Origin of the sequence: Nostoc sp. PA-18-2419, assembly GCF_005869855.1 — a bacterium.
Lineage (GTDB): Bacteria > Cyanobacteriota > Cyanobacteriia > Cyanobacteriales > Nostocaceae > Nostoc.
In genome coordinates this window covers 1-16,308 of sequence record NZ_SZNH01000020.1, presented here as the reverse complement: position 1 = coordinate 16,308, position 16,308 = coordinate 1, and the positions used below count along the sequence as shown (strand labels likewise).

Genomic DNA, 16,308 nt, shown 5'->3' with positions numbered 1-16,308 from the left:
AAATGTATATCATCATACAATAAATTAGAAATAAGTGTTATAGGCTTGTAAAGCCCTTTACTTTTATACTTTTGGCGAAACTTCACCGCCAAAGAAGCACCAGAGCGAAGGAAATTACCTGCGATCAAGTGCGATTGAAACTTATCAAACGCAAATCTTGTCAAGTTGAACAAATTCCTGTGAGCAACACAGGTTGCTTCCTACGCCCTGGTTATTTAGTTATTTTGATTATTTTATCGGTCAACTCGATTGTGCATAAACGCTGCATCAGGTTGTCGTCAGACATTACTCAGTTCACTAGTGCATAGTTGCATTAGCTGTTAGCGGCGATGTAGTAGCCAATACCATCCAGAACCTTCACCAAGCCAAGAGTCATCAAAGTCAGTAGGATTATTGTTCGAGTAGGGATGATAAACGGGGACATCAGAAAAATCTGAGTCGTCTTGAACGTGAACCTTGAGATTGCGACAACTTCCTTGTACTTCAATAGTCACAGTGTAATTGTGATCGCCAACAGTAGGTTGCAGAAGTCGCTCTCTAATAATCTGCCGCTTTCTATTTACTTGGTGTCTATCGGTGGAAAGACAACGCACTTTTACCAAAGAGTTTTCATTAGGATTATCTAAGAGATAGGGAATAATTTGAGAATTATCAAATGCGGGAGAAGCATTCGCGGGTGGTATAGTTTGTGCAATTGCTAAAGATGGTATGGACAAAAACACAGTTGTAGTCAGAGCAATAATTCTCTTTGTTCTACCAATTTGATAAATAGTTGCAACAGATCTATCACCAAAAAGCTTATTCACCAACTCTTCCACAATCCAAAATCTAAGTTGCGCTGTCAGCGTACCAAAGGTGCAACCCCAAATCCAAAATCCTATTAGCCTGCTTTTCATCGTTTCTCCTAAGGCTAAATTCAGTAATTGTCCGCTGTTCTTTTTACAGCAGTTTTTATGTTTTTAGACCACATTCTTGATTCCTCTTTGCGCCTCTGTGACTGTGCGTGAGAGAAATAAAGATGTGGTAGATTTACCCAAAAACAGCTGTAAATTACAAATGACAACGGACAACGAATAACCTTTATAAGTAAATATGGAATTTACAGCAAATTTCAAATTGGTGAAGTAGACATAACTCTCCAAGTTAGGTATAAAGCCTGTTTTACTTCTAAGGCCTTAGCGCAGTATGTTTGGCTTTGCTTCTCAATTTCTGAGTTCTGCTGTAAATCTCTAACAGCTTATTTATCTTCTAGTAATTGATTGACTTGTTGTCCCCGACGACCAGTTTTGATTTCATAACGACGGGTGAGGTTATCTTCATAGTTCATATCTCTAGCAGCAGCAGAGTTAACAAAAGCATCGCAATTCCTGCCTTGAACAACAGTTGAGGAACTACTGATATTTTCCTCTGTACGGTTACTGCTTTGATCGCGAGCATCACTGTTATTTTTCGTACCTTGGGTAGCACCATTACCGCTGACACCAATACCTAAAAAGCTAAAACCACCACCACCGCCGTCATTATGGCTGCTAGAAGAACTCGAACGAGTGCTAGTAGAGTTTGCCAAGGCGAGTTTAGTAGAACTGCTGCGAGTGTTGTTACCTAAGCCAACATCACTGCATAAAGCGCGGGGGTCTTTCGCTAAAGTTCTCGGATCGACCCAAGATTGATGGTCGCCTAATCCTTGAATTTCAGTACTACCAACTGCATTGCTGGGTGAACCAGGAGTGTTAGGGGTTACATTTCCTACAGTGGCTCCGGGAGTAACAGTAACAGGTTTGAAAATACTAGTAGGCTTGATATCAAAAGGGCCGGCAAAAGCTGGTAGCGTACTGGTTATAAGTGCGGTAGCTGTTAACAAAGAACTAGTGAAGTGGCGGAATTTCATGGTCATGTTCCTATTAGTGTGTTGACGTCTATCTTGGGTTTCAAACCCTTCACTTACCTAATAGGTTGACCTTTAGTTGTTTATGCACCCTAAGGCTAAATTTTTTAACTGCTGCTAGTACTCACCAAGATTAATGTTACTTTTCCCCTAGAATTGGGATTAATAGGGTGATAATTTTCTTATTTTCCTAAAACTATGCAGTATCCTCTGGAACTCACCTTTAAACTCTGGGCATTCGCACCACAAATGTCTATTGTTGATGCTCAAGGGAATTTGGCTTTTTATGTCAAACAGAAACTCTTCAAGCTCAAGGAAGCAATTACAATCTTTGCTGATGCTGAGCAAACTCGTCCTATATACTACATCAAAGCAGATCGCATTATTGACTTCTCGGCACGCTATGACTTCACTGATAGCAACGGTACTTACATCGGTTCAGTAAAACGACGCGGATTAAAATCTCTTTGGCGTGCGCGTTATGACATTTTTGATGGCGACACGACTACTTTGAACATCCAAGAGAAAAATCCGTGGGTGAAAATTGCTGATGCCCTATTCGCAGAAATCCCAGTTGTGGGTATGTTCACTGGTTATGTTTTTAATCCTGTCTACTTGGTCAGCCGAGCTGATGGCACGATTGTGATGCGTTTGGAGAAAATCCCCACTTTCCTCTCCAGAAAATTTATTATCAAAGCTGTAGATCAACTCGGCGATCGCCAAGAGCAGCAAATTTTGTTAAGTTTGATGATGATGTTACTGCTAGAACGAAACCGTGGCTAATCCGACCAAAAGCTGAAGTATGAAGTAAAAACTACAAAACATTAAGTCTTATTTGTTTTTTATTTTGATTGATAGTTTTGTGTCTGCTGCCTTCATCCTTCATGCTTTACACTTCTAATAGCTTTAGTCTAACCAATTAACTTCTGCCAGGTAGTAGGCCCGACAATCCCATCGGCTTGCAAACCATTTTGCTTTTGAAAGTTTTTCATTGCAGCCTCGCTTTGCGGGCCGTAAACACCATCAACTTCCACACCCAGACGGTATTGCAAGTATCTAATAACTTCACCTCCAGCATGGTTTAGTCGGATAATTCGTTTTGCCAAAATTACATTTATAGAATTCCATGTAGTTGGGCCGGCAATTCCAGTCGCCTGCACCCCGACAATAGTCTGAAATTTTTCTATGGCAGATTTAGTGTTAGACCCGTTTATACCATCTTCCACTAACGTCTTACCATCTTTATCAGTTATTTTAAGTCGATTTAAGGTTTGTTGTAGTCTCTTAATAGTGGTATCTACATTCTCCTCTTCGTCTGGTACCGGGTTAACTGGACCGCTTGGCACTTTACCTGTTAAGCCTTTGACGATCGCATTTGCCATTGCTTCGGCATTAAAAAGATTCATATCTTTTGCTGAATCGACAAAGCAACATTCTACAAGAATCGCCGGCATATCTGTATTCTTCAGGACAAACAAGTGCGAACCACTCTTAACACCACGATTAAAAAATCCCAACTTGACGATTTCATCTAATACAGGTTTAGCAATTTTTCTTCCTGTATCGCTAGTTGCAAATACTTCTGTGCCATTAGCTTGCCCGTTAAAAGAATTAAAATGAATCGAGACATAAATATCTACGTTACTGTTATTAGCGGTAGCACATCTTTTTGAAAGTGATTCACGTACTGTACTAGCACTATTTGGTTTACATACTACGACTTCATGCCCTAAAGCTCTTAACTTCGGTATTACTCTATTACCGACATCTAAAGTTAAATTATCCTCAACTTTGATTCCTCTGGCTCCTGTGTCTGGTGGACAATTGTGTCCGCTATCAATTCCAAATTTCATGATTCGATCCTCAACTTACTTGTTTTTACACTAGTTCAAAACTTTTAAACTTAGAGAAATAAAATTTTATATATAACTTTTTTAAATACTTTTTGCCAATGATTGGATTATTTGAACCTTTAGCACATTGGCAGAAAAATAAATTTTTTTATCAACCATAACCACAGATTCTTTGTAGTAAACTCCGCTGATTCCCAGAATCACTGTTACAAAAAAAGCACAAATAACATAACTTATCCAAATCCAGAATAATCCAGTGATTCTTGCAATCAAATTAGATGCAGCAATTACCCCCATTAATTAAATAATAACGCTTGGTAAAAGTAGAAAGCCATGACAAATGTACCTAGTACCGCAAGGCGTAATGCATAATGCGTAATGACGCTTGTTCCGACGCTCCTCCGTCGCTATCGCTACCGCTTCGCTAACGTAATTCGTAATTATAGCCGTAGTCACACCCTTTAGGACATATGACAAGCATGAATGCTAGGAATAGTAATAGTTCTGCTTCCTGCCTTGTCTTAGACAGGATAGGCGAACTGCCTCCTGCTATAGCTGTTGGCAAGGGTTTCAGACATTTAAAATGGTTGGTTTATTTCCGCTGTGCTGTACTAGTTCGATGCCCCAATCAAAAGCATCAACTAATGAAGATGGCGGCTAAGAAAATCGTCAATATTTTACAGACTCCACTTTTGCCTTCCTGTTGACCCTGAGTAGCTTAACACATAAATATTTTACAGGATAAAATAATACGTAATTAAATTTATACGTTTGCGTTCATTCTAGACTACTGAAAATACCAGACGCTACGCGAAAGTCTAAGTTTTGAATGGTACTTTGGCAAAAATTCAGTCTCATAACCTTTGACTGATATTAAAAACGCCTACTTTAGTTTAGGGAGTTAGGGACTGACAAATAAAAAATATCCCATCCCTGCGGGACGCTACGCGAACGCTTTTAGGGCAGGGGGCAGGGAGTTTTTAGCAGCGGAGAGAGAAAGTCGTTTTGATGGGCGTGAAATTGGATAATTTATTTGTTGGAAGTCCCTTAGTTATCACTTTTTGGCGATCGCGTCTACTAATGCTTTAAACAGCTGATTAGCCATCTTGGATATTAACTTACCACAAAATATAGGAATTAAAATCAGACATAAACAGTTTCTACCTTCTGCTTCCTGCAAGAACTGCCTCCTACCTCAAAATCGATAACTTTGTACTTCATGCAAAATAAAACTGCTGTATTATTAGCTTGGAAATTCAGAATCAATAAAAACTCCCAACATTATTAGTTAGGAGTTCCTCTGTTTCACTAGCAATTTAGCATGACAACTGGGTGAGATTAATTAGGCTAGATTTTAGATTTTTTCTGTTAACTAAATCTTAGATTCGCTAACAATGCCTAATTTTTGTTGAATTCTGGTCTTAGCAGCTTTGAATTCACTAGCTAGTTGCTCACTTTGTTGAGTACTCAAGTTGTTGCGAATTGCAGTAAACATTGTACTTTCTTCTTGACGAATATGGTCGCCAACAATGTCCATTAGCTGTTTGATTTTTTGTTTAAATTCAGGAGCAGAAGGGCTAACAGATTTAATTTCGTCTAAGCGCCGCTTCATGTCAGCTTGTTCGTCATACAGTTCTTGAGTATTGTCTTGACCGTAGAAAGAACGTACTCTTGGGTAGACAACTTCCTCTTCGGCTTCGGCGTGAGCAGTCAGATCCTTGTAAATTTGACCGAAGTATTCTTGAATCTTTTGCGGATCGTTGCTTTGTAATAGTTCGGTAAACAAAGTATTTACCTTGTTATGATCTAAGCGGATGACATCTTGGATATTCAGATCCTTTTTGTCACTGGATTGGGTGACAGCACTACCCACTACGCCAGTTACCGCAGCCACAGCATCTTGAACCCGCGCCCAAATTCCTTGATCTGCATCTTGTCCAGTTAGTTCGCGGACACCCAGAATTTCTAGAATACCTTTGAGTTGCTCTTGGTGAGCGCGGTTTTCAAAGTTAATTGTATTCAAAGGTGCGATCGCCACCATTACGTCAGCACCAACTTTTTGAGCTGCTTTATGAACTATTAATCCACTCATTACTAGTTGATGTTTGAGTAATTCATGCTGAGACACTTTTTCATATAAGCTTAGCTCAGAACTTTTAAACAATTCTTTTGCTTTTTCAATGAATTCTGTGACAACTTTTTTGGGTTCAGCTTGAATCCCATATTGAGTAATTACAGTTTCCAAAACGCCAAGATTTTTTTCATCATCTTTGATTAAATTGCGAATGCGATCGGCAATTTCGGTATCAAGTCCTTCTCTCAATAGTACTTGCTCGTTTTCAATAACTAATTCTTGCAGTGCTTTGATGCTTGCTAATTTCACAGCAATAGTATTGCGCTTTGTATCATCTAAAGTAGCTACCATTGGTAGTTCTCCTCTCTCGAGTGTTCGGATCTATTACTAATCTCACGTTGACATATAGGAAAAGGAGATTTCCTCTTTCTTTTGAGCGATCGCTTTCACAACTATGGGTAGAAAAACATTAATTTTATTGTTGCCAAATACAGAGATGAATTAAAGCGATCGCTTTGATTTTTAACTGCAATCAAGGCAATTTAATTATTAGATTCAAATTAAAAAGATTACCTATTTTAGAACGAGCAAACTATATCTGAAGAATGATTTCAGTACTTCCAATGCCCCAGGCGTATCATCCCTGACTATCTTCAAACAACACCAATCCATACCTCTCGCCAGTAGGCACAAAACCAATTCCTTGATAAACTGCTTGTGCTGCCTGATTGTCATCATTTGTAAACAGGATAGCGCGTTTTACTCCATGCGATCGCGCTTCTAACAACGAACCTGCTACAACACTTTTGGCGTAGCCTTTACCCCGCAACGCTGGTGGTGTCCACACTCCACCAATTTGCACAATATCAGGTAAGGTGGCATTGAAGGCAGAGTAGGAAACTGGAGTATTTTCTGCTACTAACACCCAATGCATAGCTGTAGCTTGACGTGCTTCTAATACCTGACGGCAAGCTGGTCGTAAATTCAGAGTTTCTGTTTGTCCTAAAGCTTCAATATTATAAGCAGCACACCATTCAATCAATAATTCCAACTCTTGTGCATGTGGTAAACGACACTGCACTTCTTTTGCTGCTAAGGCTGGAGGTATTTGCAAGTCTGACAGCGTTAGAGAAAATAATATCTCAGACTCATCAAGCTGAGTTGGTCGCTTGCTAAGCCCTAGTAGTAGAATGCTTTTTGTCGYTTCAACTTGTGCTRCTGGGCCGCTAATTCCWGCAATGGCGCGTCCAGATTGAGTKACTGTTGCTTCCACCACCTCTGCTAAATRTATAGGGGCTTGGACTATTACCATCCCATTCCAAAAGTGGGCTGCAACTGCCACGATAGTTTGATTTATGTAGGCAGCTATATAAGTTCCTTGAAATCTTGCACCTTGGTCAACCAGTCCCGCAGCTCGCCAATTAGAGCGCAAAAACATCGAAGTATCAGCGTGTTGCGAAAGGAAAGCCTCTAGTAGTGGCTCGTCTCCAGGTTGTAGAGTTTTCAAGGTAGGCACAAAAAAATCCTCATTGTAATTAAACTCCAGCTTGTGTTGTTGATTCGGTAAGCTGGAGTGATTAATCTAGGTTCAGGACTGTCGATAGCAGGCAAATTCCATTGAAAATGTAGCCATGCCAGAAGTCAGAGATCGCAAGTCTGTAGAATATCCAAACATTCGTGCTAGCGGTACTTCTGCCCGAATCACTGAATATCCTTGCATTGTCTCGGAACCCAACAGCAAACCTCGACGGGATGAAAGGTCACCCTGAACTCTTCCCATGAACTCGTTTGGTGTTTCTACTTCTACAAGCATAATCGGTTCGAGGATGTAAGGTTTGGCTTTGGCGATCGCACTTGAGAGTGCTTGATACGAAGCCGACCGAAACGCCAATTCTGAAGAATCAATTGGGTGATAAGAACCCCCTTCTAGAACGACTTTCACCCCAGTCACCGGATAACCTTCGAGCTTTCCTGATTCCATCGCTTCCCGAAAACCTTTTTCACATGCAGGGATGTACTCTTTGGGAATCGCACCCCCAACTACCCGATTCTCAAAAACAAATGGCCGATCTGTCGGTTCAATCCATCCAGTAACATGAGCATACTGACCAGGGCCACCCGATTGTTTTTTAAGTCGGTAGTCAAAGCTAGCTTTTTGGGCAATGGTTTCCCGGTACGCCACGGCAGGAGTACCAACGTCAACCTCGGCATTGTATTCCCGTTGAATCCGCTCTAAGTAAATTTTCAAGTGGAGTTCACCCATGCCAGAAATCAAAGTTGCTCCTGATTCCGAGTCAATGCTTACTCTAAAGGTGGGATCTTCCCGTTGAAAGCGGTTGAGTGCTTTGGAAAGGCGATCGCTATCTTCCTGTTTTTTGGCCGTAATTGCCAGCGTAATCACTGGTTCCGGCACATACATCTTTTCCAGAGAAACTAGTGTTTCTCCAGTGCATAATGTATCACCAGAGGCACAATCTACACCCAATAAGGCAACAATATCTCCGGCGACTGCAACTTTCACCTCTTGACGCTTGTTGGCGTGCATTCTCAGCAAACGACCGATTTGTACTCGTTGTCCTGTACGGGAGTTGTAAACGGTATCACCCAGCTTTAATGTCCCAGAGTAAATACGGCTATAAGTCAACTGTCCAAAGGACTCAACGGTGAGTTTAAAAGCCAAAGCTACCAAGGAAGCATCGGGATTAGGGTAGACACTTATCGATTCTACTGTTTTGACTACTTCTCTATCCATCGGAGATGGTAAATAAAGAGCGATCGCATCTAATAGATTTTGCACTCCTTTGTTTTTGAATGCCGAACCCAACAGTACGGGTGTCAGTTCCAGACTCAAAACTGCTTGGCGGATAGTTTGCCAAATCAGTTCTTGAGGAATCTCTTTACCTGACAACAACATTTCGGTCATCGGTTCACTAAACAGCGACAAAGTATCTAGCAACTTCTCCCGCGCCTGTTGTGTTTCTTGCACAAGAACGTCGGGAATTGGCTGTTTGACCCAATTTTCTCCGTTTTCACCTTCAAAGTAGTGAGCGGTCATTTCCACTAGGTCAATCACACCTTGGAATTGGTCTTCACTGCCGATAGGATATTGCAGTAATATCGCGTTTAATTGCAAGCGATCGCGCATTGCCTGTACTACACGAAATGGATTTGCACCCATCCGATCCATCTTGTTGATGAATGCCAAACGCGGCACGCGGTAGCGTTTCATCTGCCGATCCACTGTGATGGACTGGGATTGCACACCTGCCACAGCACACAGCACCATTACTGCCCCATCCAGTACCCGCAGGGCACGCTCTACTTCAATAGTGAAATCTACATGTCCTGGTGTATCAATTAAATTAATTTGTGTATCATCCCACTGACAGGTTGTTGCAGCCGAGGTAATGGTAATACCATGTAGCTTTTCCTCCGGCATATAGTCCATTGTTGCACCCTTGCCGCCTCCCTTCACCTCCTCAATAGCATGGATTCTGCCTGTGTAGAAGAGAATTCGCTCTGATAGCGTAGTTTTACCAGAGTCAATGTGGGCAGAAATACCAATATTGCGGATGCGTTCTCGGGGAATCATAAAATTTCCTTTTGTTCAAGCGACAAACTGTCACCACTAAAGCAGTGATATATTTTGTATTATAACTGTAGTATAAGAAGAAAAAGACTGATATACAGAAATAACCGTTGATGTTTGCCCTAGCTGAAGTTTAAAATAGGTGTTCAAGCGGAGGAAATAAAAGCTTGAAACTGATGTTGGTAGCTCCCAACTCTCTTTTGTGTGCAGCCTTTCAAGAGAATTTTAATTATTTACCCAATGTAGAAATAGTAAATAACTACTTCGAGTGGTTACCAGATTTTGATTGTTTGGTCAGCCCTGCTAACTCTTTTGGAATGATGGATGGTGGTATAGATGCTGCTATTATTCGTTTCTTCGGTCGTTCGTTCGTTGAGCAGCAGCTATTTGCGCTGTAGTTGCTGTGCATACTGTTAGTGAAAATATCATTTTAGAACAGAAGGATATTGCTGTTAAAAATGCGATCGCTACTGCTGTACGCGTAGCAGTAACCTTTTAATCAGCTAATTAACAAGGGAGTGGGAAAAATAAATTTTCATTGGTCTCTACTCCTTGCCTACACGAATAAGTTTAAAAATCTAAGCTAATTACTATATTTACTTGAGAAATCAACTCTCAGTAGTTTTATCATGTCTTTACCTAATCTTTAATTCTTTATTCAGTAATTTTAGCTAATATAATTAAATCTACCAAACTCAAAGCTAAAAATTAATTTTTAGAAATAAAATTAAAGTTTGAGATATTTAAAAATATCGAAAAATGGAGAATTAAAATAATATGAATAATGTTTGGAGGGATGGGATTAAAACCATTAATTTAAATGGATTTGCACTCATGCCGACACTGGTATTTTTAGTATTATTTAATCAAGCATCAATTGGAGATCCAGGGGGATGTTTTATGGTAACCTCTTCCGGTGAAACCATTCGATTGGCAAGGCTTTGTGGTGATACAACCGCCGCACCTTCAAACGCACCTCCAGACGAGAGAGTTTTTCGGGTTCCCATCAAACGCCGCTTTGGTGGAACTCCGATAATTGATGTTACTTTCAATGACAAAAAAACCTTTGAAATGATTGTAGATACAGGTGCTAGTGCTACTGTGATTACTCGAAATATGGCTAGTAGCCTGCGACTTGAAACTACAGGTATGATACAAGCTCAAGTTGCTGATGGAAGTGAAGTCCAATTTTCAACCAGTAAGGTAAAATCTATTACAGTAGGTGGAGTCATAGCGCATAATCTTCAAGTAGCGATCGCTCCCCAAGCTGACATCGGGCTACTAGGTCACGATTTTTTTGGTAACTACGATCTCAAGATTTTAGAGAAAGAAGTGGAATTTTCTCACCGCTAATAAACAAAATTAAACATATTCAATTCTGCATTTTGACTTGTTTCTCAATCTGTGTTTGATTATTGTTTAGTATAAAATTATTCAAACTTAAGTCAAGCAAGTAATTTGTCGTATCTTTACGTAAATAATTATTATTCTACGATTTTATACATCGAACTTAACCAATTCTTAGCCTTTGTTGACACTGGATGTGTCATTGTAAAGAATAAATGAAGGGTAATTTATAGTCAAATGGCGTAAATTGCCATAAAAGTCCTGTCAAATAGTTAAGTTACGAATGTAACTTTGTTTCAAACTCATTAATTACTTTTTCAGACATGCGAACCAAAAACTTAGTTTCATCGTTAACACTAGGTATGGTATTAACAGCGATACCAACTTATGCTTTAGCAGCACAAACACCTGACTTGTATCAACTGCAAGGGCAAAATGTGAACGTGACTTATTCAACAACAAGTTTTGATGGCAAACCTCGCTTAAGGTATCAAGACCAGCAACGGACATTGGATTTTGTGGGAGATCAAATCCGTAGTCAGGAAGTAGAAATTGGTACCTTGGTGACAGTGACTCTTTATAAAACAAGAAATAATGGGTATGTCACATTCAGCTTACTATTACCTCCTGTGAATCTTGGACAAAGTAACGAGTCGAAAATCGTGACCAAAGGTATTACAACCGTCAGCGACTCTCCTAAGATTTATGAATCTAAACAAGGCCAGACAAAGTTTTACACAATAATTCCTTTATCTGGTACAGCTCAATTTGTCTTCTTTTAAGTATCTGAAAACAGAGAGATAAGGAAGATAATTTTTAGCTAAGTGAATTTTAAATTCCAGAAAAAACCTCAAATCCCAAATCGAATCACTCCTTTATTAACTTTGAAGATAAGCTTCTAAGCTGGGTACATTCACCCAGCTATTTATTTCATGGGATTTGTGGGATAAATCCATCAATAGCTGAGAATAAACTCCTTCTCGCAGGGATGGTACTGTTTGCTGTTTTTGGTCGATTCCTTGTACCCATTGGTCGATGACACGAATAAATGCAGAAATTCGCCCATCGGTGTAATTTTTGGGAAAAATTAATCGATTTGGTATTTCTATTTCTGTGAGAGGTTTACCTGGCTGGGAACCCCAAACACGAAAGCCGTGTATATAATCTTTTTGATTTTCACTACCTACAATTAATGTACCGCGATCGCCATATACTTCTATCCAATGGGTTCTTGGTGCATGAACTACTGCGCTAATTGTAAGTTGACAAGGTGTACCGTCTGCTAATTCCAGCGTTAATATACAGTTGTCATCTGTATTTACTGGCTTGGATTCTTTATTTGTCGGGTCAATTCTTGTCGGAATTGCAGTACTTAAATGTGCGTTTAATTTACGGACTGGGCCGAATAACCAGTGAATATAATCGAAGGCGTGGGAACCCAAAGACCCCAATGCACCGCCTCCTTTTTCTTTGTCAGAATACCAATTCCAAGGACGGGAAGCATCAGCACGAGAAGAACCTAACCAATCAATTCTAATTAGACGCAATTCACCCACATAACCTGCTGACAAAAGTTCAGCAAATAATTGCCATCCTGGTACAAAGCGAAACTCAAAATCTACAGCAGCAATGACGTTTTTTTCTTTAGCTAATTGATAAAGTTTTTTAGCTTCATCTGCATTTAAAGTTATAGGTTTTTCTATTAGTAAATGTTTGCCTGCTTCCAGGACTGTTTTTGCCATTTCATAGTGCAAAAACGGCGGCGTTGAGATGCTGACTGCTTGCACTTCTGGTAATGTCACAATATCTGCAAGTGTGTCGCACGCTTGGGGAATATTATGGGATTGTGCTATGGCTTTGGCTTTATTGATATCTCGGTGATAAACAGCAACTACTTCAGTGCGAGGATGTGCTTGGAATCCGGGAATGTGGACTTTTTGACCAAATCCAGTACCAGCGATCGCAACCCCAATCATATCATCCTGTACTTGCATACTTCTACAAATTACTATTTATTTAATAATATCATTTCATCTATCATATTTAATATATCCGAGTCTTTATTTTGATCAAACTTCCTAGCGAATAATTTTTCTGATTCACTGATTTTTTCAAAATCATTTTTATCTAAAACTTTTGGATGATAGGCTTCAACTTCATCACCCCAATCTATATATCTCATGTTATCGTTAACTACTTTATCTTTAAAAGGTGAATTTAAAATAACTATTTGGTAAAATAGCTCATCTGCTAGTGAAGTGTAATTAAAGCGATTTACAAATTTTGGGTTTTGTTTGACAAAATCATTTATATACTTTACACATTCTCCGGTTAAACACCAAAATGCAGACCCTCCATAAAAAGTAAAGCCTTCAGGAAGTTTGCGTTTCGGTAAAATCAAAATTAATAATGAATATAACAAAGAGCTAATGGGAGATTTAAATTCACGTTCTTCTGGAATACAAAAATACTCATCTTTCCAACGAATGTGCCAATATTCTATTCTTCTAAAGCCACCTTTTTTCCATTTACTGTAAGGTAGTGGAAAATATTCTATAAACTCTTTTCCTTTATTTTCTTGGAGAAACTTACATATTTCACTAGTAGATTTTATTAAATAATCTTGCCCAGATAAGTGAATCACATAATCAAAGTAAGTTCCTGTTTCTACTATTGATTTTATTCCTTCAAGACTAGCTCTAACAGCATTAAAACTTCCCCATTCTGAATTGTATCTTTTGACAAAAAATACATTTGCAAACTTATTAAATTTAGAATATATTTGAGAGTATATTTGACTATCTGTTTTTTTATCTATATGTATAAAAAATGAAACATAATCTGTGTTTAACTTATAAATAAGACGAGCTAATTGTTCGGGAGAATTATGTGCCAAAATTATGTATGCTATTTTCATAAAAATTATCTTAGTGTATAACCAAATTGGTTTCTTTCCTTATCTTTATTCTATAGCATTTAATTTAAGCTTCATTACAAAACATGAAAACCTCAAAAAATAACCAAATACAGCAGAAGTCACAAGTCAAGCAGGCTTTATGCTTGGTTTTGAGACTTGGGATAATATGTACTTCACTTTCTCTCAAATCTGCTGTATTCTCATTATGCGAGACTTGTTAAGAGCAAAATCTGAGTGCATTTTCCAGCGAAAAGTTTAATGTCTAAGGTTTTAGGATATTTTTTACATCAAACTTAGTCATATTATATTTTCTCTAAAGTGAACAATAGAGATATAAATGTTTAATCTTTTTTGAAAATTTTAGCTGTTCAACAACAGAGAATTATTTATTATCGTAAAACTCTAATTGTCAATGGATAACGATAATGTTCACCATTGTAGGCTTTAATAGCAGCAAAACTCACTACAAATGATTGTAGTAATAGCATTAATAAAATTAAGTACATAATTAAAATTAATAAACTATCTAATGTTATTTCTACTTGATTAACTTTACTATTAGTACTCACTGCCAGACTCAAGCTGGTTAACACAAAAAACAAAGAGATGACTATGAAAATCAAGGTATAAAACGTTAATGAGATTTGAAAATTTAAAGATTCTTTACCTTGTAAATCAATCCAAGGATATTTTACTTTTTGGAATCGCCAAATTAGCAGTGGGGCTAACAGATTCAGAGGCAAATATAAAGGTATGCCAAGAAATACCAAAAACAACACTAATATCCATGCCAATAAAGCTGAGATATGGCATAACATCGCCCATATACGCATTTGTTGTTTAGGTTTTTCTCTCATGGCTTTTTATGTTTAAGTGGATTTACCGGATAATTCTCCACTTTACTACCAATAAAATAACCAAACAATAGCTTAAAATCTGAGTATTTCTCGGTCATAGTTTTCGGGAAGAGGTTCTATTTCCCAGACTATGCCTTCTGTTGGTTCCAAGGCAACCTCTACATAAAGTTGTTCTACAGCGGTTATGGCAATATCTTCGTTGTTGGGGAATGGCTGTAAATCTTCAGTCAGGAGTCGGAGTTTAAAACCCCCAGGAATGACTCCACCCACACTGAAGTTACGTAACTCAAAGCGCCAAATAGTTGCCTCTGGTTCGTCTTGCGGTGTAATCAGCAGTTCGTAGATTTGACCTGCGACCACCAACTGACGAGATATAATCGTCTGCGGTGGCCTTTGTTTAACACCCCGCGCCCCAGCTTCACTCACTTGTAAATCAAAGCTTCCCCAACCAACAGCTTCGCCAACTTGGGAAATACCACTTTGCAACCATTGAATAACTGACCACTGTTCTGATAGTCCCAAGCGGCGTTGATATAAGCTTTTGCGCCAACCTGCGTGTGCAATTAGTCCCGCCCATAGTTGAAAAGGAATAGCGAGTCTGGGTGTAAGTATTTCCGGATTTCCCAGACGGGCAATTAGGTTTTGTGCTTGTGGTTGTGCTAAAGTGCTTATCTCTTCAATAGCGTTACGTGTTGGTTCTTCTAGGCAAAGTTGCCGCGCCACAGCTAAAATGCTGATGTCATTGATAATATTATCAGCATCAAGAGAATAAGTGCGATCGCCTGCATCATAACTCCCCCTAGCTTTGAGCTGTGCATGGGTGCAGTAACCCCAAATTCTCACATAGCTTTCATCTGATTCTACCTGCACGGCTAAATAATAGTCACCTACCCAACCAGGAATATCGACCCATTCTTGCGGTACTCGCAATTCACTTAAATCTATTGTTTCACTCGGAACCAGAATAAATCGAGTTCCGTCTAGCGTAATTGCCGTTCCATTTACTAGTTCCCAAAAACTGGATAAGACGGTGGTAGTTGGCCAGACCTTTGCTTGCGGTGTGAAATCCTCTTGTAACCACTGCAAGACAGCACCCAGGCAAAGTTCATTAATATAACCTTGATAACCAGAAGTCGGGTTAGAAAAAGATTGACTGTGAACATCCGCCTGATTTTGGGTAGCGATGGGAATTTTTAAAATCAGGTTTGTTGGATTAGCAAAAGTAAATACGGTGGTCTCAATAGTCATGGTGGTTACTCCGGGAATGGGGATTGGGGGCTGGGGATTAGCGATTAAGGACTGGGGAAGAGTTTTGAAATTCCAATGTCCAATAACCAATATTTAGTCGTGTCAAGATGAATCTGAATGAGACTGTAATTTTTATTCATTACCAGAACTCCACACTTGAACCTCAGAACTCGACACTTCAACTTCGGAATTCGACACTTGAGCCTCAGAAATCAGAACTTCGAGTTCTAAAGGACTGATCCCTCTTTTGTTACTTTAGGTAAAGAAAAATAGAGAGAAGATTAACTAGCAATAGAGAAAGGAATGGGAAAAGCTCGAAAACCATTCATCAATTCAATTAACTTAAGGAAACAGCGTCTCATCCCATGAATGTTGAATACATCTAACCAAGGTAACAGCAAATGGTAGAAGATATAAGGCTGAACAATTAGTCTCAAGTTATTCAGTGAACTTTTCCATGTCATGCCCGTTTCCCACTCCCGATGTTGGCTAAATTCAGTAGTTGATGCATTGATGGATGAAGAGGAATCAGGGCTAG

The 16,308-nt window shown here is 39.1% G+C and carries 17 protein-coding genes and 1 pseudogene; 5 read left to right on the top strand and 13 right to left on the bottom strand.

Annotation, left to right across the window (positions count from 1 at the left end; genetic code table 11):
- The first annotated feature begins 71 nt into the window (after positions 1-71).
- Positions 72-308 carry a hypothetical protein gene (locus FCR06_RS19990; RefSeq protein ID WP_138502800.1) on the top strand — a complete coding sequence of 79 codons (237 nt, stop codon included), beginning with the start codon at positions 72-74 and terminating at the stop codon, positions 306-308.
- Between the two features lie 12 nt (positions 309-320).
- On the opposite strand, the gene FCR06_RS19985 is transcribed toward FCR06_RS19990, so the two are convergent.
- Together FCR06_RS19985 and FCR06_RS19980 are read right to left on the bottom strand one after the other, a co-directional pair.
- Positions 321-896 (bottom strand): hypothetical protein, encoded by a 576-nt coding sequence (locus FCR06_RS19985; RefSeq protein WP_223280208.1) that lies wholly within the window; start codon positions 894-896, stop codon positions 321-323.
- Positions 897-1,237: 341 nt separating this feature from the next.
- Positions 1,238-1,888 carry a hypothetical protein gene (locus FCR06_RS19980; RefSeq protein WP_138502798.1) on the bottom strand — a complete coding sequence of 217 codons (651 nt, stop codon included), beginning with the start codon at positions 1,886-1,888 and terminating at the stop codon, positions 1,238-1,240.
- Between the two features lie 195 nt (positions 1,889-2,083).
- On the opposite strand from FCR06_RS19980, the gene FCR06_RS19975 reads away from it, so the two are divergent.
- Positions 2,084-2,668, top strand: a complete 585-nt coding sequence (locus tag FCR06_RS19975; protein WP_138502796.1) for a hypothetical protein — start codon at positions 2,084-2,086, stop codon at positions 2,666-2,668.
- 128 nt (positions 2,669-2,796) lie between these two features.
- On the opposite strand, the gene FCR06_RS19970 is transcribed toward FCR06_RS19975, so the two are convergent.
- From FCR06_RS19970 to fusA, 6 genes are all read right to left on the bottom strand, one after another.
- Positions 2,797-3,738, bottom strand: coding sequence for an N-acetylmuramoyl-L-alanine amidase (locus FCR06_RS19970; RefSeq protein ID WP_138502794.1), 942 nt, complete (start codon positions 3,736-3,738; stop codon positions 2,797-2,799).
- 81 nt (positions 3,739-3,819) lie between these two features.
- Positions 3,820-4,035 carry a hypothetical protein gene (locus tag FCR06_RS32810; RefSeq protein ID WP_189523500.1) on the bottom strand — a complete coding sequence of 72 codons (216 nt, stop codon included), beginning with the start codon at positions 4,033-4,035 and terminating at the stop codon, positions 3,820-3,822.
- A 757-nt stretch (positions 4,036-4,792) separates the two neighbouring features.
- Positions 4,793-4,918: a hypothetical protein gene (locus FCR06_RS34315; RefSeq protein ID WP_262984690.1), complete on the bottom strand. Its 126-nt coding sequence runs from the start codon at positions 4,916-4,918 to the stop codon at positions 4,793-4,795.
- A 192-nt stretch (positions 4,919-5,110) separates the two neighbouring features.
- Positions 5,111-6,163, bottom strand: coding sequence for a hemerythrin domain-containing protein (locus FCR06_RS19965; protein WP_138502792.1), 1,053 nt, complete (start codon positions 6,161-6,163; stop codon positions 5,111-5,113).
- Between the two features lie 286 nt (positions 6,164-6,449).
- Positions 6,450-7,328, bottom strand: coding sequence for a GNAT family N-acetyltransferase (locus FCR06_RS19960; RefSeq protein ID WP_138502790.1), 879 nt, complete (start codon positions 7,326-7,328; stop codon positions 6,450-6,452).
- A gap of 72 nt (positions 7,329-7,400) precedes the next feature.
- On the bottom strand, positions 7,401-9,404 hold the full coding sequence (fusA, locus tag FCR06_RS19955) for an elongation factor G (protein ID WP_138502788.1): 2,004 nt from the start codon (positions 9,402-9,404) through the stop codon (positions 7,401-7,403).
- Between the two features lie 164 nt (positions 9,405-9,568).
- Here fusA and FCR06_RS19950 point away from each other — a divergent pair, with 164 nt between their 5' ends.
- From FCR06_RS19950 to FCR06_RS19935, 3 genes are all read left to right on the top strand, one after another.
- Positions 9,569-9,799, top strand: a complete 231-nt coding sequence (locus FCR06_RS19950) for a hypothetical protein (protein WP_223280207.1) — start codon at positions 9,569-9,571, stop codon at positions 9,797-9,799.
- A gap of 379 nt (positions 9,800-10,178) precedes the next feature.
- Entirely contained in the window at positions 10,179-10,754 is a 576-nt protein-coding gene (locus tag FCR06_RS19940; RefSeq protein ID WP_138502786.1) for a TIGR02281 family clan AA aspartic protease, read from the top strand.
- A gap of 317 nt (positions 10,755-11,071) precedes the next feature.
- Positions 11,072-11,530 (top strand): hypothetical protein, encoded by a 459-nt coding sequence (locus FCR06_RS19935; protein WP_223280206.1) that lies wholly within the window; start codon positions 11,072-11,074, stop codon positions 11,528-11,530.
- 96 nt (positions 11,531-11,626) lie between these two features.
- Here FCR06_RS19935 and FCR06_RS19930 read toward each other — a convergent pair whose 3' ends face one another.
- The 5 genes and pseudogenes from FCR06_RS19930 to FCR06_RS19910 form a co-directional block, all read right to left on the bottom strand.
- Entirely contained in the window at positions 11,627-12,724 is a 1,098-nt protein-coding gene (locus tag FCR06_RS19930) for a Gfo/Idh/MocA family protein (protein WP_189523503.1), read from the bottom strand.
- A 32-nt stretch (positions 12,725-12,756) separates the two neighbouring features.
- Entirely contained in the window at positions 12,757-13,665 is a 909-nt protein-coding gene (locus tag FCR06_RS19925; RefSeq protein WP_138502782.1) for a beta-1,6-N-acetylglucosaminyltransferase, read from the bottom strand.
- Between the two features lie 389 nt (positions 13,666-14,054).
- Entirely contained in the window at positions 14,055-14,522 is a 468-nt protein-coding gene (locus FCR06_RS19920; protein ID WP_138502780.1) for a DUF4870 domain-containing protein, read from the bottom strand.
- A 72-nt stretch (positions 14,523-14,594) separates the two neighbouring features.
- Positions 14,595-15,770, bottom strand: coding sequence for a DUF1822 family protein (locus tag FCR06_RS19915; RefSeq protein ID WP_138502778.1), 1,176 nt, complete (start codon positions 15,768-15,770; stop codon positions 14,595-14,597).
- A gap of 281 nt (positions 15,771-16,051) precedes the next feature.
- Positions 16,052-16,308, bottom strand: a pseudogene (locus FCR06_RS19910) (IS701 family transposase); the annotation flags it as partial.